The following is a 22964-nucleotide window of genomic DNA, read 5'->3' as shown; positions in this document are numbered from 1 at the left end:
CATCGCCGGTCCCAATCGGCCACAAAGACTGAAGAAGTGCACCGGCCTTTTATGTTAATCTGTTCTTCAAAATAAAACCCAACAGGACGAACACGCCCATGGTACTTGGACTTATCAAAAAAATCGTCGGCACGCGCAATGACCGGGAGTTGAAACGGATCCAGGCATACGTGGAGCAGGTCAACGAACTGGAGCCGAGCATCCAGAAACTGACCGACGAGCAGTTGAAGGCAAAAACGCAGGAATTCAAGGAACGCCTGAAGGGCGGGGAAGAGCTGGACGAGATCCTTCCCGAAGCCTTTGCCGTGGTGCGGGAAGCCAGTTGGCGTACCCTTAAGATGCGTCACTTCGACGTGCAGTTGATTGGCGGCGTGGCCCTGCATGAGGGCAAGATTGCGGAAATGAAAACCGGTGAGGGTAAAACGCTGGTCGCCACGCTTCCGGTGTACCTGAACGCGCTCACCGGCCGCGGCGTTCATGTGGTCACTGTCAACGACTACCTGGCCAAGCGCGACGCGGAATGGATGGGCACCATTTACCGCTGGCTCGGGCTGGAAGTCGGTGTGATCTACCACGACATGTCCGAGCAGGAACGCAAGCAAGCCTACATGTCGGATGTCACCTACGGCACCAACAACGAATTCGGGTTCGATTACCTGCGCGACAACATGAAGTTTGCGGCGGAGGACTACGTTCAGCGCGACCTGAACTATGCCATCGTGGACGAAGTGGACAGCATCCTCATTGACGAAGCACGTACGCCGCTCATCATCTCCGGCCCCGCCGAGGAGTCCACCGACAAGTATTACGTCATCAACAATATCATTCCGAAACTTCAAAAAGAAACGCATTACACGGTCGACGAAAAAGCGCGCTCCGTGGCGCTCAACGATGATGGCATCTCGCTGGTCGAGAAGCTGTTGGACATCGACAACCTGTACGACCCGGCGCACATAGATGTTCTGCATCACGTCAATCAGGGTTTGAAGGCGCACGCGCTTTTCAAAAACGAAGTGGATTACGTGGTCAAAGAAGGCAAGGTGGTGATCATCGACGAGTTCACCGGCCGCATGATGCCCGGACGACGCTACAGCGACGGCCTGCACCAGGCGCTGGAAGCGAAGGAAGGCGTTGAGATTGAAAACGAAAACCAGACGCTCGCCACCATCACGTTCCAGAATTATTTCCGCATGTACGACAAGCTGGGAGGCATGACCGGCACCGCCGACACGGAAGCGGAAGAATTCAGTTCGACCTACGGCATCGAAGTGCTGGTGATCCCCACCAATAAGCCCATGGTGCGCGCGGATTATGCGGATCTCATTTACCGTACGGAAAATGAAAAGTTCGATGCGGTCATTGAGGAAATCCGCGAAGGTTACGAGATAGGGAGGCCCACACTGGTGGGTACGATCTCCATCGAAAAATCCGAACTCTTAAGCAAGCACCTGAAGAAATCCGGTATTCCGCACAATGTGTTGAACGCCAAGCACCACGAGCAGGAAGCGGAAATCATCGCCGAAGCGGGGCAAAAGAAGGCGGTGACGATTGCTACCAATATGGCGGGCCGCGGTACTGACATCGTGCTCGGTGAAGGTGTGCCGGAGTTGGGCGGACTGCACATCATCGGCACCGAGCGGCACGAAAGCCGGCGCATCGACAACCAGCTTCGCGGCCGCTCCGGCCGGCAGGGCGACCCCGGCTCCTCCCGTTTTTACCTTTCCCTGGAAGACGACCTTCTGCGCATCTTCGGCTCCGACCGCATTTCCGGTCTGATGGGCAAGCTGGGTATGGAGAACGGGCAACCGATCGAGCACGCCATGGTCACGCGCGCGGTGGAGAGCGCCCAGCGTAAGGTCGAGGCGCACAACTTTGAAATCCGCAAACACCTCCTGCAGTACGACGACGTCATGAACAAACAGCGCGAGGTGATCTACACGCTGAGAAGGGAGATCCTCACTTCGACCAATCAAAAGGAACTCCTGTTTGACATGGCGGATGAAGTGCTGGGCGAACGCATCGACGAAATGTGCCCGCAAGGGGTGTACCCGGAGGAGTGGGACATCGAGCAGGTCCATAATTACACCGACCGGGTTTTCGGCGTGGGTGTCAGCAAGGTCGGCGACCATGAACTGGAAATCTGCGGCAAGACCCGGCTGGAGCTGGAACACTGCACCGCCGCTCAGTTGCAGGAAACTGTTCTCAATACGGCGATCGAGCGTTACGAGGCCAAAGAGGCGCAGGTGGGCGGCGAATACATGCGCTATCCGGAACGGATGATCATGCTCCAGGTATTGGATAACCTGTGGCGCGAACACCTTCTGGGTATGGATCACCTGAAAGAAGCCATCGCCTTCCGCGGTTACGCACAAAAGAATCCGCTCAACGAATACAAGAAAGAAGGCTTTCAGTTATTCACCGAAACCAATTTCCGCATGAAGGAAGAGATCTGTGAATTCCTGTTCAAGGCGCAGATCACCAAGGAAACCGTCACCACGCTGGAAGAAAATCAGGAACGCGAAGCTCAGAAAGTCCACGAGCATCGCGGCGAAGGAGAAGGGGAGAGCAAAGCCGAACCGGCCCGACGGGACGAAAAGAAAGTGGGGCGGAACGATCCGTGCCCCTGTGGAAGCGGCAAGAAATACAAAAAGTGCCACGGCCAGTGACCGCGGCCTGTCAAAAAGGGATCAGGAGACTTCCAGGTTTTCCTGGCACTCGATGCAAAGCGGCGTCAGCGGCATGATCTGCAGGCGTTTGACCGGAATGTTTTTCGAACACCCCTCGCACACCCCGTAAGTCCCCTTCGCCATCTTGAACAGCGCCTCTTCGATCAGCTTCAGTTCGTTCCGTTCGCGGCTGGAAAGCTGAAACGCCATCTCCCTGCCTTCCAGGCTGGAAGCCAGGTCGATTTCGTTGCTGAACGTGATCTCGCCGATGTTCCGCTCCACCTCCTGCGACGACTTGATCATGGTCATCAACTCATTGCGCTGGTGAATCAACTGCGCCCGGATTTTGAGGATGATCGGATCGAGGTTACGCGGCGGCGGCTCCTTGTGCACCGGTCGTTCCAGAGTTTCTTCCGGAGCGGGTGCGGGTTGGGGGCTAGCCGGTGGCCTGGCCTTTTTTTGAATCGGCGTCGGAACTGAGGCGGTCGCTTTTTGGGCGGATTTTTTTTTCTTGGCGGGAACGGCCTTTTTCGTTACGGCTTTCTTGGCTTTGGCCTTTTTGGCCTTGGTGGATGCCTTTTTCACCGTGGCTTTGGCTTTTTTTACGGCTTTGGGTTGAGTCTTCTTTGCCGCTGTTTTCTTTTTGGTGGTTTTCTTCTTGGCCGTGGTCTTTTTCTTAGCCTTGGCTTTGACCTTGGTTTTGGACGCCGAGGACTTTTTCTTCACCACTGCCTTCTTTTTGCTCGCAGATTTTTTCTTTTTAACAGCCACCGCGCAGTCTCCCGTTTCAATAGAGGTGTGGGTACGTGTTTTGAAAAAGAAATCCTTTTGACACGTGGTTCCGCTTAAGAAATTGCCTATTTAACTCCGATTGCCTCCGAAACTCAAACTTTTTCTTACAGCTCGATTAGCTGATTAACAGTTAATGTGTACAAAAAAGCCCACAAAGGGTATCATTGGCTACCCAAAAGCACAAGATTTTATTTACCTTATACGGATTTTCGGGGTTCCGGCGGCGGCTCTTCCTACCTTAAAACTTCATAATCTACGACAACGGCAGGGTGGCACAGGTCGCAGACGAGTTGAATGACCGGCTGGTGAACCGGGTGTTCGGCGTAGGTCTGGAGACCGTCCCGGTCATCGAAGTGGGTGGTCAGAACCACATCGAAGGAGCGTTCCGACCCTTTGAAATCAAGCCCCACCTCTAAAAACCGCAGGGAGTCAATTTTGCCCTGCATGCCTTCCAGCGCATTCACCAGCGCGTCTACATTTTCCGGGGTTTTGTCTTTCAGCTTGAACATGACGATGTGCTTGACCATTCGCATTCTCCACTCAGGCGATTGAAATTCAAAAAAGCACAAGGGTACCCGCATCCTCCGTCACAATCAAGCTCCAGGCGTTTTGAAGTGAAAATGGCGGGCGGGTTGTTGTATTGTGATGCGGAACGGAGGTTCAATCGATTTACGGGTGAAACGATTCTATGTCGTGGTTGTTTGGTGCCGGATTGGGGTTTTTGCGGGGTGGACCGCTGGGAGCGGTGGTGGGCGGCGTGGCCCAGCATTTTCTGTCGAAAAAGTTCCAGAAACTGGTGCGCAAAAGCCTGCCGGGGGTGAAGAACGAGCCCGTGTTTGTCGGTTGCATCATCGTGGTGATGACCAAGATCGCCATGGTCAAGGGCGCGCTCCGGCCGCGCGAGGTGGAAACCATCTACCGGTTTTTCGTACGCAACCTAAACTATAAGGAAGGCGACTTCGAAGGCATCAACCGCGTCATCCGCGAGACCTACGAAAAGAACCCCGACCTCCAGCCCATCGTCGAGCAGTACAAACACTCCGCAGAATCCAAATACCGCGCGCTTCTCTTAACGCTTGCCTACCAGATGGCGCTGGTGGAAAACTCTCTCACCGAAGAGACGCAAAAGGAAATCAACGAGCTGGCGCGTCTGCTTGAGTTGTCGCACGAACGGCACAACACCATCCGCGAGCAGTTTTCGCTGGACAGCCTGGTGACGCCGTACGGCATTCTGGGTGTGCCGGTTTCCGCGACGGACGATGAAATCAAAAAGGCCTACCGGCGGCTGGCGGCGCAGTATCATCCCGATCGCGTGGCCCACCTGGGCGGGGAAGAGGTGGAGCTGGCCCACATCCGGTTTCTGCAGTTGCAGGAGGCGTACAAGGAGATCCGCCAAGTGCGGCGGTTCTGAGTTTCAGGAACGGGAAAAGAACAGAGACGTCTTTTCAGGTTTCTTCTCTTTTGGCAACGCTCCGTTCTCGCCGGAGGCCGCATCCTCCGCAGGGGCGTCGGGGACTTCGACAGGCACGTCCGTTTCCCTGTCGGCGGGTTGCGAATGACCGTTGTCCGGCTTTTCTCCATTCTGCGCTTCGGAGTCGAAATCCGGCGGCAGTTTGCGCAAGATGACGGAATTGATTTTGCGCTTGCTCGCTTCTTTGACCGTCAACCGGCAGTCCTGCACGATCACCTGGTCGCCCGCTACGGGAATTTTTTCCAGCCGGTCGATCATCAATCCCGCCACCGTTTCATAATCGCCCTCCGGCAGGTCGAGGTTCAACTCCTCGTTGAGCATGGCGATCTCGATGTCGCCCTGCACCAGGTACCCGTCTTCATCGTATTTTTCGTAATACTTTGGCGGCTCGTCGTACTCATCCTCAATCTCGCCGACAATTTGTTCCAGCAGGTCCTCGATGGTGATGATGCCGACGCACCCACCGTGTTCGTCCACGACGATGGCCAGGTGCAGGCCGCGCTGTTGCAGTTCCTTCAGCAGGTCGTCGAGCTTTTTGTTCGGCGGTATGTAGTATGCCGGGCGGATGAGGTCGGTGATCGGACTGTTGTCCGGCGGCACGGTCAACAGGTCGAAGGTGTTGAGGATGCCGATCAGGTTGAACATGCGTTCGTGAAAAACGGGCAGGCGCGAAAAGCCGGATTCCATGGCCAGTTTGTTCGCTTCGTCCACCGTCGCCGTGTCCGAGATGGCGTAAAGCTGGACCAGCGGAACCATGCACTGTTCCACCGTAAGTTCGCTGAAATTGAAAATCCGGTGGATCATCACCCGCTCCTCAGGCTCCAGTTCCGAGGTGTCCGACGCCGGATGCGAAATGTGGCGGATCTGCTCCCGGCTCACCCGGGTGTAGGTGGGCACATCCGCCTGCCGCATGATTTTTGTGTAAATGAACTTGTTGAGGTGCGTGAACAGAGCGTTGAACGGCGCCAGGATTTTGCCAATGATGTTGAGCGGGTACACCATCGCCGACATGATGGCGTCGGAGCGGCTCTGGAAGATGAGCTTGGGGATGATCTCCCCGGCGAACAGAATGAACGGAGAGATGATGAGCATCGACAGAAAATCGCCCCAGCTTCCAAACGTCGTGACCAGGTAACTGGTGAAGATGGCGGTGGAACTGACCACGCAGACGTTGGTGCCGAGAGAGGTGATGGCGAACAGTTGTTCCGGCGTCTGCAGGAGCTTGTTGATGAGACGTGCGGAGCGCACGCCTTCGCCCGCAAGTTGTTCCATGCGGATGCGGTTGACGGAGATCATCCCGATTTCGCATCCAGAGAAAAAGCCTTCCAGGAGGATGAACACGCCCACCAGAAGCAGTGTGGTTCCCAGGTCCATCAGCCGGCCGCCTCCTCCTCGACCACGTTGGATTCCTGTTTTTTCGCGGCCGTCACCGTAAGGTGCAGGCTCAAAATGCGTGCGCCCTTCATCTTCTCCACGCGGAATTTGAAGCGCTCAAAGCTGATGGTCTCCGCGGAGCGCGGAACGCGTCCGAAGAGACCGAACACGAATCCGCCGATGGTGTTGAACTGCTCGTCCGGCAACGAGGTGGTGAAGTAGTTGTTGAACTCATCGATGCTCAGCATGGCGTTCAGGCGGTAGCGTTTTTCGGTAATCTTGTGAATATAGCTTTCCTCGCGCCGCATCTCGCTGTCGATCTCACCGACGAGCTCCTCCAGCACGTCCTCCAACGTCACCAGCCCGTCGATGCTTCCATACTCGTCCAGAACGATGGCCATGTGGCGTTGCGACTTACGGAAATTTTTGAGCATGTCTTTCAGGTTTTTGGATGCGGGCACGGTGAGCGCAGGCTTGGCGATGTTTTTCAGGTTGAATTTTTCCGGAGGCAGTTGCCGGTAATTGGCAAGGTCTTTGGTCAACAGCACGCCGACCAGCGTCTCTTCGTCCTCCTCAAAAACCGGCACGCGGGAATAGAAGTTTTCCGTGATCTTGGGCAGGATCTCGTCCATCTTCTGGTTCACCGTCAGGAAGAACATGTCGATCTTCGGCGTCATGATCTCGCCCACGGTTTTTTGCCCGAATTCGATGACGTTGTGGATCAACTCGCCTTCCTCGGCGTCAATGATGCCTTCGCCCTCGCCGATCTTCACCATGGCGCGGAAATCCGCATCGGTGATGACGCCTTCCTCTTCGAACGTCGGCACGCCGAGGTAGGTGATGACCTTCTGCGCAAAGCGCACGAAAGGTTTCTGGATGGGTTGCACCAGGTAGGCGAAAATTTTGAGGGGGAAGGCCGCCATCAGGGCGAACCGCTCCGCAAAATTGAGAGCCATGGATTTCGGCAGAATCTCGCCGAACAGCAGGATGAGGAAGGTGCCGATGCCGATGGCAATGGCCACACCCACATCGCCGAAAAGCGTCAGCGCGATGGAGGTCGCCAGTGCGGACACACCGATATTGACCAACTCATTGCCGATGTAAATGGTGATGAGCAATTCGCGGGGCGTTTGCAGTAAGTCGCTGACCAGGCTCCCTGTCCGTCCGTTTTGGTCTTTAAGAGAGGCGACTTGAGCGGTATTGAGGGAAAAGAAAGCCGCTTCGCACGCCGCGAAAAATCCGGATAGCCCCAGCAGAAATATCATTATGACGGACCGGGGTAATATTGATGACTCGTCCAAAAGTTCTTTTAAGCCCCCTGAAGGCCGGAACCCGTTGCCTGAACCCGGGAAATGCGTTCCCGCAAAGGATGAGGTCGTGGTTCAATCATTTTCTTTAAAATGGTTGAATCCCGCAGGCTTTCGGAGAATTTGACGGGTTCCATTCTTGCGGACCCAAGTGACCCCTTGGCGGGCCGTGATCTCTCCGATTTGAGTCACAGGTGTTCCGTATTTAATAAACGACCCTAACAATTTTTTAACATCTTCAGATTTTAATGTAAATAACAATTCATAATCTTCGCCACCCCGAAGGGCCAGTTCACCGGCCTCCAAACCGTTTTTAATGCACATTTTTTCAAAGGGTTTGCTGAGTGGCAGGGCGGACTCCCAAAGCTCCGCTCCGGTCCCCGACGCGGTGAGAATATGACCCAGATCCTGCCCCAGTCCGTCGCTCACGTCGATCATCGACGTCACCCGCCATTGGGACTTCGCCAGTTTCGCGGCTTCTTTCACGCGGGCGTTGGGTTCCAGATGGCGTTTGACGAGGTGCTGGCGATCGGTGGCGCTTCCGGCCCACTTTTTACCCGGCGATTGCAGAATCTGGAGGCCGAGGGCGGAATCGCCGACGGTGCCGGTGACCAGAATGGCGTCACCGGGCCGGGCTCCCTGGCGGGTGAACAGGCGTTTTTTGTGCGTCTCGCCAAACATCGTCAGGCTCAGCATCCAGTGTTCCGGCGTGGATACCGTATCGCCGCCGATGAGGTCCAGTCCGAAAGCCTCGCAGGCGCGGCCGAGCCCCTTGTAAAGCCGGTCTAGGAAATTCACCTTCGTGGTTTTGGGAATGCCCAGCGTGAGGACGGCGAAACGGGGGATTGCGCCCATCGCCGCCACGTCGCTGGCATTGACCGCCACCGTTTTCCAGCCCAGTTGTTCAGGCGTGGTGGTGTTGAGGTCGAAATGCACGGATTCGATCAACGCATCGGCGGTCACCACCATGTAGTTGCCGCCAGGCTGGGAATACACCGCACAATCGTCGCCGATGCCTTTCACCACGCGTCGCGAGCGATGGGGGATGTGGGAGGCCAGCCGGGCGATCAGCCCGAACTCGCCCAATCGGTCAAGGTTCATGCCTGCCCCGGGTGCGCATAAAACGCGCTACTGGTTTTCTTTGAAAAAGTCGCGGGCGAGGGAATCGAAATCCGCCTGCTTTTCGATCTTGATGGTCAATTTGTCGCCCACTTGGAACCCGTTCTTCTGAAACGTATTCAGGTCCAGCGTGATTTCAAGTTCGTTGCTGGTCTCGTCGATCCAGATCACCACTTCTCTTTCAAACTCTGCTTTGTTGGGCGGGACTTTGGTTTGCGTGATCTCACCTTCAAACATGAGCATACAGAAAACCCTTTCTTGCAACGGCCCTGTACAACCGCGCGGATAGAACGCTAATCAATGTGGAATGGCTTTGCGGATTTCACGCGGAACAACTGACCTGCATGCCAAGGTAAGGTTCCGGCGTGTCGCTTGCGTAGTGTTCGGGATCGATGCCCCATTCCCGGAACAACTCCGGCTGGTCCCCGAAGGGGTGCTTAAGGATAACCCGAAGCCGTTCGATTTCCGAATGATCATTTTCCTTGAGCGCCCGGTCGATGGCTTTCTGCGCCAGGTAATTGCGCAGGATGAATTTGGGGTTGATCGCGTCCATCGCTTCTTTCTGTTCTTCGGGGGAGATGTCCTCCCGCTCCAGCAGGCGTGTGTAGCGGTCGAGCCACTCGTTGAGTTCGTCCGGGTTGTTGGGGAAATACGCACGCAGGGCGTCGAGCGTGCCGCAACGGAACCCCGAGAGCGTGCGGAAAAAGTTGGTGTGGTCGGGTTTGTGCCGGGAGAGGATTTGAATCAATCCGCTGACCAGGTTGTCGAACTCGGAGTCGAGCACGCTCAGGCCGAGCTTGCGCCCCATCAGCGTGCGGTTGTAATGGTTGAAGCGGGCGGCGTATTGCTCCAACTCTTTCTGCAGGCGCTCAGGCTCGACCAGGTGCGTGAGCGTTTCGCCGAGCTTCGCCAGATTCCAGTGGCCGATCTGTGGTTGTTGGGCGTAGGAGTAGCGGCCGTGGATATCCGAGTGATTGGGCACGAATATCGGGTTGTAGCGGTCCATGAATCCATAGGGACCGTAGTCAAACGTCTCGCCCAGGATCGACATGTTGTCCGTGTTCATGACGCCGTGGGCAAAGCCCACCGATTGCCAGCAGGCGATCGTCCATGCCGTTCGGTCCACCACGTGCGCGAACAGTTGCGCGTACTTGTCCGCCGCTGTTTCCAGTTCCGGGAAGTAGTGGGAGATGACATGGTCGGCAAGTTCGGTGACTTTTTGCGGCCGGTTGGTGTAGTGGAAATAATCGAAGTTGCCGAAGCGGATGTGCGTGCGCGCGACGCGCACCAGCACGGCGGCAGGTTCCGGCAGTTCGCGCTGGATCAACTCCTGAACGCCGACCACCGCAAGCGCGCGGGTGGTGGGGATGCCGAGCCCGGACATGGCCTCTCCGCACAGGTATTCGCGGATGGAGGAGCGCAGCGTGGCACGGCCGTCGAAACCGCGGCAGAAACGCGTCTGGCCACAGCCTTTCAGGTACACGTCCCAGAACTCACCCTGTTCGTTCTGGACTTCCCCCAGCAGAAGGCCGCGTCCGTCGCCCAATTGCGGATTGTAACTGCCGAACTGGAAACCCGAATACACCATCGCCAGAGGCTGGGTCCCGGGCACCATCCGGTTGCCGCCGAAATGTTGCCAGAACTCCTGCCGTTCAAACTCCTGCGGATCGAGATCCAATAACGCCGCGACGTCTGGGTTCTTCGCTACGGGGAACGGGTTCGACACCGGGGTCGGGGGTTTGTACTGGTAAAACTCCCCGCCCAGGCGAACGAACCGGTTTTGGAAATTCAGTGTCTCCAGAGTGCGCAACAGCTATCCTTAATAATCTTCCCGGACCTTGAAATCCTTCGAGTAGTAAGCAACCAGGTCCTTGATGGAAAGAACACCGACGATCTTGTCGTCATCCGTGATCGCCAGGTGCCGGATTTTATTTTTCTGCATGAACCGATTGGCCTCTTCGATCGGCATGAACTTATCCATGCTCATGATCGGACGGCTCATGATCTCCGTCGCTTTGATGTCTTCCGGGTTTTTCCCTTTCGACAGAACCTTCTGTGTGAAATCCCTTTCGGTCAGGATACCGATGTCCTCCCCGTATTGTTCGATAATCAGACTGCCAACGTGATTCTGCTCCATCAGAATCGCCGCATCCTGAACGGAGGCTTCCGAGTCGAGGCGCAGTACCGGGGAAGACATGAAGTTTCCGACTTCTTCAAGAATATCTGTCATGGGATCCTCCTTTGCATGAGTTGAAGGAGTTGGGAACCCTGCACTTGTATTTACGATGTACGGGAGAAGGGCAGGGTTTTATTTTATGACTGAAAATGTTGAATGAAATATCGGGTTGGGTTGCCGGGAAAACAGGAAAGAGTGCAACAAGGACGGCTGTCCCCGGCGGCGTATGGAAAACCGTCTGAGAAGGGGAGGGACTACTCGCTTTTTCGGACCAGCCACACATAATAGTTCTTGGCCGTGGTGTGGTGCCAGAAAATCGCACCGATATTAAAATGGATCAACCACGCACCCTGGTCGCCCTGCTGGCACAGTTTTTTCTGATACCGGTCTTCCACCACGGACACTTTTTCGCAGGTGGTGGAGGTCCAGTAGTAGTGCCCGCGTCCATCATCAAATATGGGGTTGATCCATGCCTTTTGTCCACTGGCGTTCGTAACCCGTTCATTATACAACAGAGTTTTGAGTTCGGGTAAAGTCGGTATGCGCCACCCGGTTTTTCCCGCTTCCTGGGAGGTCATGGCCAGGTCTTCGGCCTCCTTCAGCGAGTATTTCTGGTTACGGATGCCCGCTTTCAGCCATTCCAGATTGTTGACCGTGTCTTTAACAGTGCCATCTCCATTTTCCACGAATTGGGGATCGGGCAGTTCTTCAACGGGCGTTTCCGAAACTTTTTTGCATTCCACCAGCAGGGGCGCGGCGTTCGGGCATTGATTCAAAATGTCAAAGTGCCCCATGGTTTTCATCATGGTGCACACTTCCTCCTTGGTGCAGTCCGCCCAAGCCGAAGACACCAGGGAAACCCAGAGAATCAATCCGATTGCCAGAATACGCATCGTGCCAACTCCTTTGTGAAGGAATGTAACAATCATTCAGCAAAACCCGTTGAGTTTGGCAAAGAATACTATATTTTCCGATATGAAGATACGCCAAATTTCCCGCGAGAGCGGCATCCCGGCAGACTTTGCAGGTCCGTTTCGCACCGGAGGCAGGTTGAGCAATCAGTTTCTGAGAGAGGTGATCGCCTGGTCGAGCGATTCCAACGCCGCCTTGCCCGGCATCTCCAGCATGAACTCGGTACGTAAGAGGGTGTTGGCGGAAGGGTCCAAATTGATGTTGACCACCGATGCACCCTGGTCGCGGAAATGCATGGCGATGTAATCGTTAGTGGGCACCGCACCGGAACTGCCGATCAGCAGAACCGCGTCCACTGGATTCTGGATGAACCGCGAAAAGTTCACATCCTGCTCCGGGTGCCCGGTGTACTGTGCGTCGCCGAACATGAGGATGTGCGGACGCGCCACCGCACCGCACTGCGGACACAGAGGAAAGTTCGACGCTTTCATGGTGTCATAATCGAGATCGCACAAAGGCACCGCGGGTTCGTCCCAGTAATCGTCACAGCAGGGGCGGGTGCATTGCAATCGCCACATGGAGCCGTGGACTTCTTTCACCTTATCCGCCGGCGCGCCTGAGCGGAGATGATACCCGTCGGTGTTGGTGGTGTGAATGAAGGCGTTTTCATACACCTCGTCCACCCAGCGGTTGAGGATGTGATAACCGGGGTGCGGCTGGTTTTCGTTGGCATTGCGCCGCCGCCATTCATAAAACGCCCACGCGTGTTCGAGTTCGTGCTCGAACGCCCACGGGTTGGCCAGATCCTGCGCTTCGAGTCCCTTCGATTTGAACGGCGGAAAGTTTTTCCAGTAGCCCTCCTTGTCGCGGAAGGTGGGGATGTTGGAGTCGGCGCTCATGCCGGCGCTTGTCAGGATCAAAATCGAGTCGGCCATCGAGAGCACTTTGGCGCAACGCAGAAGTTGGCTAGAGCTGTCCATCCCATTCTCCGAAAAATTGTTGCAGGTACTGTTCCATGAAGCGATGCCGCTCCTCCGCCAGGGCGCGGGCGGTCGGCGTATTCATGCGTTCCTTGAGCAGGAGGAGTTTTTCGTAAAAATGGTTGATCGACGGTCCCTTGTTCTTTTTGTACTCGCCGAAACTTTGATGAAGCACCGGCTCCTGAGCTGGGTCGTGGATCAGGCGGTTCTTGTTGCCGCCGTAGGCGAAGGCGCGGGCGATGCCCACCGCGCCGATGGCGTCCAGCCGGTCCGCATCCTGCACGCACTGGCCTTCCAGCGACTCCACGGGTGTCTCCACTCCCGCGCCCTTGTACGAGACTGTGGCGATGATGCCGCACACGCGTTCCACTGTCTCCGCCGGCAGGTCGTCCTTCAACAGGTTGCGGATGGTTTCGTAGCCCTGGTGTTCATTGCCGTTTCCCAGCTTCCAGTCGGCGACGTCGTGCAGGAGTGCGGCGATCTCGACGACGGTGCGGTCGGCGCCTTCGGCGTCCGCCAGCCTGCAGGCCATCTGCCACACCCGGTGCACGTGCCACCAGTCGTGACCGGAGCCGTCGTCCGCGAAAAACGATTGCGCGAATTTCCGGGTTTTTTCAATGACGGCCTGGGACATGAGAGAGCTCGAAAGGTTGGGACTGGTGTATGATGTCGAATCTTATTATACTCATTCACAATTTCAACACCTATTCCACCTCGTGAGGGGGGGCGCAAAACGCATGCGTGGCCGGACATCGTTGTCGCAAAGCATTCTCGAAAGCCGTTACCAGGATGGCGACTCGTTTTTTCATGAACTGAGTCCCGGCTGGAAAATCGTTTTCGTGCTGGCATTGCTGGTGTGGGTTGCTTTCGCGGATCTGCCGGTACTGATTGGCCTGACGATGTTGATCGTGCTCTGCACGGTGAAGGCGGGCATCGCGCCGGGCACGTTGCTGAAACTGCTTCGTTCGTTGCGGTGGTTGCTGTTGGTGATCGGTGTGTTCCCGATGTTGTTCACCCCCGGCACGGTGATTCCGGCATTGAGTTTCCTTCCAGTGCCCATCACCTGGGAGGGCATTCATGGCGGCGCGACGGCGTGTTTGAAGCTGACCGTCATGTTTGCGCTGTCGATCCTGCTCACCCGCACCACGCCGCCAATGGCTCTTATAAATTGCCTTCAGCGGTGGGTGATTCTGCCTTCGCCCGTTTGGAGACAGAAAATTCTGGACGTGTTCACCGTCGGATTGTGGTCGATCCAACTGATCCCGCTGTTGTGTGTGGAGGCGGAGCGATTCATCTTGGGAGAGATGGAGAGGCGGCGGGAGGCAAGCGCGGAATCGAAAAAGAAAATGGGACTCCGCGATGCGTGGTCTGCGGCGCTGTTGCTGGGTCCCCTGGTCACGCACCTGTTCAGCCAGGTGGACCGCTTTGCGCAGGAGCTGGAAAAAGGCGGCGGCGAACCCGCGCCGGAGCAGGGCGTTGCCTGAAGGCAACGGGTTGCGGCATCAGCGCGGGCGGTGCAGACCGCATTCCTTGTGTTCGGGGTTTTCCCACCACCAGCGTCCGGCGCGGATGTCTTCCCCCGGTTCGATGGGCCGCGTGCACGGCGCGCATCCGATGCTCGGGTAGTTTCTCGCGTGCAGGGCGTTGACCGGAACCTTGTTCTCCCGGATGTACTGGTTGACCTGCGCCTCGGTCCAGTCCGCCAGAGGATTGAACTTGATGAGCGGCGGGTGGTCCGCGTCCTCATGCGCTTTTTGAATGTCACTGCGCGTCACACTTTGTTCGCGACGCACGCCGGTGATCCACGCATCGAGTTCTTTTAAAGCGCGGCCGAGCGGCTCCACTTTGCGGATGCGGCAACATTCCTTTCTGTTCTCCAGGCTTTCACGGAAGGAGAACAATCCTTTTTCGCGTTCCAGGGTTTCCACCGCAGTGGCATTCGGGAAGTAGGCGCGAATGGGAATGTCATACCTGGTGCGGGTCTTCTCCATGATCTCGTACGTCTCCTCGTGCAGGCGGCCGGTGTCCAGCGTGAACACGGTGAACGGTTTGCCGGTTCGGTGTGCGAGGTCGATCAGCACCATGTCCTCCAGGCCAAAGCTTGAAGCAATACCCGCACGTTCGCCAAAACGGGCCAATGCCTCGTTTATGATTTCAGAGGCTGATTTTTTTTCAAACTCCTGCCAGTTCATACCTAAACTCCCGAATCGACGAAGAATTATTTAGGCCAGTGTACAATAGCCATGCGGGGAAAAGAAACTGTATTATTTATCAAGGTTTACACCCGATTGCAAGGTGCGCTTTTTCCCTTGACACCCTTACCAATTCTGTATATATAAAGTGGTTTGAAGGGCTCCAAAGCCTTTATTTTTTCGAGATCTAGGCGTATTGAGGCAGGGCCGTAAGACTTTGAAATTAATGGCTTTTTGGGGTGCCCATTGCGCCAATGGGACCGCGATCAGGAAGAGAAATCATGGTAGTTTGTTGGGATGTGAGGCGAGCTGTTCGTTGTAATACCTGCTTTGGTCCACCCCAAACGGAGTAATCCCTCCATTTTTTTTCTTTTCGGGTTTCTTGGGTACTAAGGAGAATGCCCACTTTGCAGACGGAAAACTGGCAGGGTTGACACATGAAGAGCCGGTTCGTTACCACCAACATCATTTCTTTCGTGTTGGCGTTTGCCGCGTGTCTGGTGTGGAATCAGGTTGCGTTGGCCGGGCACTCTTTGGGCAATGGGTTGCGGGTTCTGGAGGAAGTGGAAGAAGGCTTGGTGGGGTTGGCGGAGCACACGCTCCCTGCTGTGGTCAGCATTTCACCTTTCGTTCCGGAATCGTCCGTAGGTACGCCGGAATCTCTGCGCAAGCGGCCGAACAATGCCGGTGCCGGGGTGATCATCGATGGGCGGAACGGTTATTTGATCACCAACGCGCATGTGGTAAGAAAGGCTGAAAAAATTCGGGTGACTCTTTATGGCGGCCGGGAACTTGTCGGCGCGGTGTTGGGCACCGACGAGGAAACCGACCTGGCGGTCGTTCAAATCAATAGCGACAAAGTCCTGCCTCAGGTGAGCCTGGGCGATTCGTCGAATTTGAAAATTGGCCAACTGGTTGTCGCCATCGGCAACCCATATGGATTGAAAGAAACCTTGAGCCTTGGCGTGATCAGCGGTCTGAATCGGGAAAACATCAACCTCTCCCGGTATGAAGACTTCATTCAAACCGATGCCTCCATCAACCCTGGTAACAGCGGGGGGCCTCTCCTCAATATTCGTGGAGAAGTGATCGGTATCAACACGGCCATCATCAATTATGCGCAGAGCATCGGCTTTGCGATCCCTTCCAATGTCGTCAAAAACGTCTCCCATCAAATCATTGAACATGGAGAAGTCAACCGTGGTTGGTTGGGTGTGGGCATTGAGAACGTTCCGGATGACGTGGCCGCTCAAATCAATTTGAACAAGGGGCAGGGTGTGATGATCAACTCCGTGTTTGAGGGGCAGCCGGCGCATAAGGCTGGACTCAAAGTCGGTGACATCATCCTCAAGATCGGCGGGGCGAATGTGGACTCTCCCAATGGCATGATCCGGCTCATTGGCAATGTGTCACCGGGCCAGTTCATCAACCTCGACATCCTGCGCGACGGCAAGACGCAGTCGTTATCCATTCAACTGAGTCAACGAAAAGACCAGATGGAAATGGCGTCTCTGCAAAAGAACCCGCTTCCCGAGCTGGGATTCGACTGGGCGGACCATGAAAGTGGAGCCGCGACGGGAGAGCGGGAAGATTCCAGTAAAGAAAAAGAAGGCGTCCTGGTGACCCGGGTGGAACCGGGTGGTTCGGCAGACCGGGGCGGCCTCATGGTGGGCGATTTGATCACAGCCCTGAATGGTCAGGATGTGGTCAACCGCGGCCATTTTGAAAGCATACTCCGGCAGAACTATCTGCGGGGTTCTGTTTCGGTTACCGTTCAACGGGCCGACGAAGAAGTGAGCCTGACTTTGAGCAGGAGCGAATAACCCGATGGGTTTTTCTATATAGGTTCCAAGATTCATTTATTATTTTTTAGCGGAAGAATCTTAGGAGGTAACAAATGGTAATCGCTAAAACAACAAAGTGGGTGGGGCAGCTTCTGGTTGTCCTGCTGACCGCGCTGAGCCTGGGTGTCACCCCGGCCCTCGCGAATCCCAAGCATGAGGGGCATGACGGCGCTGATCGTCCCGACTGGTTGAAAAAGCTCGAAGAGCAAGTCGACTACGAGGAGATGATGGAAGGCCTGGAAGGGAACCAGCAGAAGCTGGACAAAACCTTCCGCACCCTCATGGACAACTTGAAGGGCAAACTGATGGAACACGCCACTCCTGCTTCGTCGAGCGGTATGTTCCATGAGTCGTGGGCCGCGCATCAGTTGCAACAGGGTTACCTGTTGGGGCCCACGAAGGCGGCTAACAAGGTGTACAAGGGTGCACATTGTCCTGCCGGCGTGCCCACCAAGCACTACGACATTAGCGCGATCAACGTGGAAATCACGTTGAACCAGTGGGGCGATTACTACCCCGGCTATATGTACGTGCTGACCAAGGACATCGATAAGGTGCGTGCTGAGGAAGAGAAGAATGCCGCAGCACGGGAAGAAGCCTTGGATCCGGGTGCGGTTCGGACCGGTCATCAGGGTGATGCGATCACCCCTATGTCCATTCGCGCCAACCAGGGTGACTGTGTGCGCATCACCTTCCACAACAAGCTGGAGTTCGAATCCGCCGGTTTTCAGATCAACGGTTCCGCAATGATCCTCAGCGAAACCGGTGAGCCGAACACCGCGGCCACCAAAGGCGCCATCATCCGCCCTGGCGAAACCCAGAATTATGAGTGGTACATCCCGATCGACGAGCAGGAAGGCGGTCGCATGATCGTCAGCCACGCCGGCCGGGACCCCGCTTCTCTGGGTCTCATCGGTGCGTTTATGGTTGAACCGCGGGGTTCCGAGTATCTGAACCCGTGGACCGGTGAGCCTCTGGAAAACGGCTGGATGGCGATGATCACCAACAAAGACGCTAAGGACTTCCGTGAGTTTGTTCTGTTTTATCACGAAGTCGGTGACGAGTCGTTCCGTCCGCTGAACCGCCACGGCGAAATGATCCCGCAGCGCGATCCGCAGACCGATTCCTATCGGCCTTCGGCGCGTGCGATGAACTACCGCAGTGAGCCGTTCGGTATCAACAACCTGGCAGTTCAGGAAAAAATGTTCCACTTTGAGGACGAATCCCTGGGCTACAGCTCTTACACCTTTGCGGATGTTCCGACCACGATTCCGCGGTCGTACCTCGGTGACCCGGCGAAGTTCCGCCTGGTACACGGTGGTGGTGAGGTATTCCACTCCCATCATCCGCATGGTGGCACCATCCGCTGGACGCGCTCTCCGAAACGGGAGCCGGGTCTGGAGAACCTGACCACCGCTGCGTGGGATGGCCCGGTGAAATACCCGGTTGTCCGCACCACCACCGACCGTGTTGACGTAGAAGTAATCGGTCCGGCGGAAGTGGTTGACCTGGAAACCGAGTGTGGTTCCGGTCTGTGTCAGCGGTTGGCCGGTGACTTCCTGTTCCACTGCCATGTGGCGCATCATTACGTGGCTGGAATGTGGGGCTACTGGCGCGTGTACAACACTCTGCAGGATGGCAACTATCCGCTCGGTTCTACCGACATCATGCCGCCTCTGCAGGAGTTGCCGGATCGCAAAGGCCGCATCCCGAAAGGTGTGACCTCGGATCAGTTGGTTGGCAAGACCATGAACTGGTTCGGTAAGCATTTCCAGATCGTTGGTAAAGGCAATAGCGACTGGAACCGGGAAGCTCCTGTTGTCAACGTGAAGGACTGGGTTAAGTACATGTTGCCGCCTCAGGGCAAGCCCGGTCATACCGATGACGAGAAGGGTCAAATCCTGGCATATGACGGTACCGTTTGGGATTACGACTGGAAAGGTACCCAGGCGTTGTCCGAGCGCGAAGTGACGTATCCCATGGCTAAATACACGTCTCCGCGTCCTGGAAAACGGCATCCGCTCCAGTTCAGCCCGCTGACGGGTAAGCTGGCGTGGCCGCACATGACGCCGCATTTCGGCAAACGCGTTCCGTTTGCGCGGCATCATGGTGGTGCTCCGTGGCTGGAACCGTTCCACATGCTCCCCGATGCGAATATTCTGCACTCGGAGTCGGGTAGTGGCCGGTCCGGTCCCAACGTGGAGAACTCGTCTCCGGCCAAACCCGGTGCACATGGACGCTGGAGTCTGTGTCCGGAAGGCGCGGGACGCAAACAGTACAATCTGCACTTCATCAACACGCCGATCGAAGTGTCGGGCGCCTATGGCAACACGCCTCCGGTTCTCGATAAATACGGTCTGATTTACGTGATCGATGAAGAAATGGCTGAGGTGAAAGCGGATCCGAAGAAGGCGATCCCGCTGGTCATCCGCGCCAATGTGTACGACTGTGTGGACGTTCTGTTGACGAGTGAATGGAATGACGATGACTTCACCAACTTCCAGATGTCGAAGGTGAATATCCATCCGCATTTCTTCCAGTTCGACAACCAGGCGTCGGACGGTGTTATCTCTGGTTTCAGCTACGACCAGTCGATGCGTCCGTACACGCAGTTCACCAAGAAAGAGAAGAAAGGGCATCATGTTGGTTTGCCGGTGCCCATGAACGCGAAGCTGTTGGAAAGCACGAAACCGGGTGACACCACCGTAAAAATCAAGATGGCTGAGGATGCGACTCCCTTCCATATTGGTGCGGACATCATTGTTGGCATCGAAGTGCCCAACAAGAAGGATGCACGGTGGATCAAGAAAATGAGCCCGGATCCGAGCAAAGGCTTTGCTAAGGACGGTGTGTACACGATCACCTTCTCGGAAGGCATGAGCCATCCGCACAAGAAGGGACAGATCGTGTCCACGGAGTATGTACGGTACCGCTGGTGGGTGGATGCGGACGTCGGACTGGTGTTCTGGCATGACCATGCCTTCGGTGCGACGACCTGGCCGCACGGCGGTATTGGATCGACGATCGTAGAGCCCTGGGGTTCGACGTATCACGATCCGAAAACCGGTAAGGAAGTACGCAGTGGTCCGGTTGTGGACATCCACGGCACCGAGCCGATCGCGTACTCCCGCAGTGGTGCATTCCGTGAAATCGTGGTTCAGTTGCACGACACGGTTCCGCACACGGCACAGCTGGTAAGCAAGGGCAACCCCCCGGGACTGTCGCGTGAAAACGCGATCGCCGCGGGTCAGTCGGTTTCCTTCCAGATGCCGAAAGACATGTTGGAAGTGGCGTTCCCGCACCTGAACGGCGGTACCCACACCACCGGCTCCGGTTTCAACTTCCGGGCGGCGTCTCTGACGGCGCGCCTGAGGGCGAACTCGAAGACGGAATGGCTGTTCAGCAGTCTGAAGCATCGCGATCCGGATACCCCGCTGGTTCGGGCGTACCTGGGTGACAGCGTGGTCTTCCGCCTGTTGCACGGTCTGATGAACGAGACCCATACGTTCGTTGTGTCGGGTCACGGCTACCGCCCCGAGCGGTATGACGGCGACTCCCGCGTGACCAACACGATCCATGTCGGTATCGCTGAGCGGTACGACTTGGCCACGACGGCGGGCGGTTACCAGCAGATGGCGGGTGACTACCTGTTCTACAACGGTCGAACGTCCCATCTGTCGGAAGGCAGCTGGGGTATTCTCCGGGTCTACGATGAACTGCAGAAAGACCTGAAACTGTTGAATCCGCATGCACCGATTCCGAAATCCAAAACGGAATTGTGCCCGGCGGGTGCTCCGGTGAAGCAGTTCAGCGTGGTTGCCGTCAACAAGGCTCTCAAGTTCAACCCGAATGCAGATGATTACCTCGAGGTGGACTTTGAGCGCAAGTTGATGCTGGCAAACCCGGAAGGCAAGGTGTTCATGCTGGAAGACGAAGTGAGCAAGGCTTCGGACGACGACGTGATGCCGCATCCGCTGACGTTGCGTGTCAACATCGGCGACTGCGTGAAAATCAAACTCACCAATCGTCTGGAGAAGGGCAACACTTCGTTGCATGTCAACAACGTTGCGTTTGATCCCAAGGATTCTCAGGGGATCAACGTGGGCAACAACCCGGGAGACCAGACGGTCGCCCCTGGCAAGTCGAAGAATTACACCTTCTACGCGCATCCGGGATTCAAGATCAACGGATCGCTGATTTGGGACTTCGGCAACCTGGTTGGGCACGTCCGGGATGGTCTGTATGGCGGTATCATTGTCGGTCCGCGGGGTTCCGTGTACCGGGATCCGGAAACCGGCAAAGACATCTCCCTGGGTAACTCCTGGAAAGCAGACGTCATCATCGATAAATCCTATCCGGAGAACGCGGATCTGGAGAACTATCGCGATTTCGCTCTGTACTTCCAGGACGAAGACAACATCATCGGTACGTCTTTCATGCCTTACCTGCAGAACGTGGCGGGCCTGACGGGCGTCAATTACCGGCTGGAGCCCTGGCTGTACCGGGAGTTTGAGGGTTGTGACTTTGGTAACATGTTCACGCCCTGTGTCGCCGCAGAAGGTGACCCGGCTACGCCGACTCTGAAGGCTCATGCTGGAGACAAGGTGATGATCAACGTCTTCGGTGCCCACAACGAGCAGAACCAGATGTTCAACCTGGATGGCCACCAGTGGCGCCGTCATATGGACCAGAAAGGCTCCGATATGATCGACGTTGAAGAGTTCGGTGCTGGTGAGTACATCCAAGCCCATCTGCGCAACGGTGCAGGCGGCACGTATCACAACCCGGGTACCTACCTGTGGTTGAATGCGCGGACGCCGTACCAGCAGGCGGGTCAATGGGGTTACTTCAAGGTCCTGCCGCAAGGCGACCGGTCGATCCTTCCTCTGGATGGAGCGACGCCCCAGGGCTTGAAATCTGCTCAAAATGTGGATGACAACAAGCTGTCCATGCGATAACCTCGCAGGTGACAGGGATAAACGAGGGGCCTCCTACCCGGAGGCCCCTTTGTTTTACGTTTATTCCATTTTGTGCTATGATTTCAGCTTTCGGTTTGGAAGAAGTTGCAAGTTTTGTTGGTTCCAGACTCGGTTTTTAGGCAGTTTCGTTGCTTGAATGTTCAAGTATTAAGGAGAGAGAAGGAATGATTAAAAAAAGTTTGTTCCAGATTCTGGCAGTATCGACGGTGCTGGTCTTCTCAGCTTCCATGTCCATGGCAAAGGGCGACTACGAGGAGGGCAGTGTCAGCAATGGAGGTTCGATCAGTGGTGTGATCAATTTCAAGGGAGCAGCTCCTGCGCCCATCATGGAAGACCTCAACAAAGGTAAAAACGTTGAGTTCTGCGCCACGCACCCTGACACCAAGGAAGGCAACATCCGCCCCCGGCATAAAGTGGTTGTTAACGGTGGTAAGCTGAAGGACGCTGTGGTTTTCATCGAAGACATCTCCAAGGGTAAAGCTTGGGGCGGCACCGTTAACTTCGATTTTGCAAAGTGCGACATCGAGCCGAAAGTAACGGCTGTACGCCGCGCTCCGCGGGGCGTTCGTGAAGGTATCGTTCAGGTCACCAACCAGGACCCGGATATCCTCCACAACCCGCACGGTTATTCCGTTCTGGGTGCACAGCGCAAAACCCTGTTCAACAAGCCTCTGCCCAGCAAAGGCGACATTGCGGACGTTACCAAAAACCTGATGCGGATGCGCCCTGGCAAAGACAAGCATTTCTTCCTGCAGTGCGACCAGCACAATTTCATGGAAGCGGATGCACGCGTTGTCTGGAATCCGTACTACGCTGTAAGCGGTGCCGATGGATCCTTCAAGATCGATCAGGTTCCGGCTGGCAAGTACAAGGTAACTGCTTGGCATCCTTACATTGGTGAGGTAACCCAGGAAGTGACTGTTGGCGGTGGTGCGGATGCAAAGCTGGACTTTACGCTGGAAGGCAAGTAAGCTTCCCACTCTGCTTGAAAACAAACAGCACCGGACTTCGTCCGGTGCTGTTTTTTTTTTGATCACCCTGGGAAATTCCATTCTCTTTCTCCCAAGTGTCCTTGCCTTGACCTGCCGGGAAAGATGAACCTCGATCTTTTCACTGGCACCGGGAGTCAGCTGGCCCTTTCACCTCTTTTTT

Annotated in this window: 18 protein-coding genes; 6 read left to right on the top strand and 12 right to left on the bottom strand. The window is 55.9% G+C overall.

The features are described from left to right. Positions 1-98 precede the first annotated feature (98 nt). A complete protein-coding gene (secA, locus tag J2S31_RS08775; protein ID WP_237098710.1) occupies positions 99-2666 on the top strand; it encodes a preprotein translocase subunit SecA in 2568 nt (855 codons plus the stop codon). A gap of 21 nt (positions 2667-2687) precedes the next feature. Here secA and J2S31_RS14695 read toward each other — a convergent pair whose 3' ends face one another. Then, complete coding sequence (locus tag J2S31_RS14695; protein ID WP_237098709.1) at positions 2688-3392, bottom strand: TraR/DksA family transcriptional regulator; 705 nt, start codon at positions 3390-3392, stop codon at positions 2688-2690. Between the two features lie 299 nt (positions 3393-3691). Next, the gene (locus J2S31_RS08765) at positions 3692-3991 is read right to left on the bottom strand and encodes a Dabb family protein (protein ID WP_237098708.1); all 300 of its coding nucleotides are present in this window, start codon (positions 3989-3991) and stop codon (positions 3692-3694) included. A gap of 155 nt (positions 3992-4146) precedes the next feature. On the opposite strand from J2S31_RS08765, the gene J2S31_RS14610 reads away from it, so the two are divergent. Further along, positions 4147-4869, top strand: coding sequence for a DnaJ domain-containing protein (locus J2S31_RS14610; protein WP_272908691.1), 723 nt, complete (start codon positions 4147-4149; stop codon positions 4867-4869). Positions 4870-4872: 3 nt separating this feature from the next. Here the strand turns inward: J2S31_RS14610 and J2S31_RS08750 are convergent, their stop codons facing one another. The 9 genes from J2S31_RS08750 to J2S31_RS08710 form a co-directional block, all read right to left on the bottom strand. Beyond that, positions 4873-6303, bottom strand: a complete 1431-nt coding sequence (locus tag J2S31_RS08750) for a hemolysin family protein (RefSeq protein WP_237098707.1) — start codon at positions 6301-6303, stop codon at positions 4873-4875. Continuing rightward, positions 6303-7568, bottom strand: coding sequence for a hemolysin family protein (locus J2S31_RS08745; protein ID WP_237098706.1), 1266 nt, complete (start codon positions 7566-7568; stop codon positions 6303-6305). The genes J2S31_RS08750 and J2S31_RS08745 overlap by 1 nt, the downstream gene beginning before the upstream one ends. Positions 7569-7685: 117 nt before the next feature. Next, a complete protein-coding gene (gene thiL / locus J2S31_RS08740) occupies positions 7686-8711 on the bottom strand; it encodes a thiamine-phosphate kinase (RefSeq protein WP_237098705.1) in 1026 nt (341 codons plus the stop codon). A 27-nt stretch (positions 8712-8738) separates the two neighbouring features. Beyond that, positions 8739-8972, bottom strand: coding sequence for a hypothetical protein (locus J2S31_RS08735; protein ID WP_237098704.1), 234 nt, complete (start codon positions 8970-8972; stop codon positions 8739-8741). Between the two features lie 79 nt (positions 8973-9051). Further along, positions 9052-10539, bottom strand: coding sequence for a protein adenylyltransferase SelO (locus J2S31_RS08730; protein ID WP_237098703.1), 1488 nt, complete (start codon positions 10537-10539; stop codon positions 9052-9054). A 9-nt stretch (positions 10540-10548) separates the two neighbouring features. Beyond that, complete coding sequence (locus tag J2S31_RS08725) at positions 10549-10959, bottom strand: CBS domain-containing protein (RefSeq protein ID WP_237098702.1); 411 nt, start codon at positions 10957-10959, stop codon at positions 10549-10551. 200 nt (positions 10960-11159) lie between these two features. Beyond that, entirely contained in the window at positions 11160-11798 is a 639-nt protein-coding gene (locus J2S31_RS08720) for an Lcl C-terminal domain-containing protein (RefSeq protein ID WP_237098701.1), read from the bottom strand. A gap of 165 nt (positions 11799-11963) precedes the next feature. After that, positions 11964-12797 (bottom strand): SIR2 family NAD-dependent protein deacylase, encoded by an 834-nt coding sequence (locus tag J2S31_RS08715; protein ID WP_237098700.1) that lies wholly within the window; start codon positions 12795-12797, stop codon positions 11964-11966. Beyond that, positions 12784-13431: an HD domain-containing protein gene (locus J2S31_RS08710; protein ID WP_237098699.1), complete on the bottom strand. Its 648-nt coding sequence runs from the start codon at positions 13429-13431 to the stop codon at positions 12784-12786. Before J2S31_RS08710 ends, J2S31_RS08715 begins: the two co-directional genes overlap by 14 nt. Before the next feature lie 103 nt (positions 13432-13534). Between J2S31_RS08710 and J2S31_RS08705 the strand changes: the two genes are divergently transcribed. Then, complete coding sequence (locus tag J2S31_RS08705; RefSeq protein WP_237098698.1) at positions 13535-14281, top strand: energy-coupling factor transporter transmembrane component T family protein; 747 nt, start codon at positions 13535-13537, stop codon at positions 14279-14281. An 18-nt stretch (positions 14282-14299) separates the two neighbouring features. On the opposite strand, the gene J2S31_RS08700 is transcribed toward J2S31_RS08705, so the two are convergent. Continuing rightward, positions 14300-14989 (bottom strand): phosphoadenylyl-sulfate reductase, encoded by a 690-nt coding sequence (locus tag J2S31_RS08700; RefSeq protein WP_237098697.1) that lies wholly within the window; start codon positions 14987-14989, stop codon positions 14300-14302. A 437-nt stretch (positions 14990-15426) separates the two neighbouring features. Between J2S31_RS08700 and J2S31_RS08695 the strand changes: the two genes are divergently transcribed. From J2S31_RS08695 to J2S31_RS08685, 3 genes are all read left to right on the top strand, one after another. After that, positions 15427-16812, top strand: coding sequence for a trypsin-like peptidase domain-containing protein (locus J2S31_RS08695; protein ID WP_237098696.1), 1386 nt, complete (start codon positions 15427-15429; stop codon positions 16810-16812). Between the two features lie 74 nt (positions 16813-16886). Further along, entirely contained in the window at positions 16887-21791 is a 4905-nt protein-coding gene (locus tag J2S31_RS08690; RefSeq protein WP_237098695.1) for a multicopper oxidase domain-containing protein, read from the top strand. Positions 21792-21976: 185 nt separating this feature from the next. Beyond that, on the top strand, positions 21977-22783 hold the full coding sequence (locus J2S31_RS08685) for a carboxypeptidase-like regulatory domain-containing protein (RefSeq protein ID WP_237098694.1): 807 nt from the start codon (positions 21977-21979) through the stop codon (positions 22781-22783). Positions 22784-22964 lie beyond the last annotated feature (181 nt).

Source organism: Nitrospina gracilis Nb-211 (assembly GCF_021845525.1).
Lineage (GTDB): Bacteria > Nitrospinota > Nitrospinia > Nitrospinales > Nitrospinaceae > Nitrospina > Nitrospina gracilis_A.
This window is presented reverse-complemented; position numbering and strand designations above follow the sequence as displayed.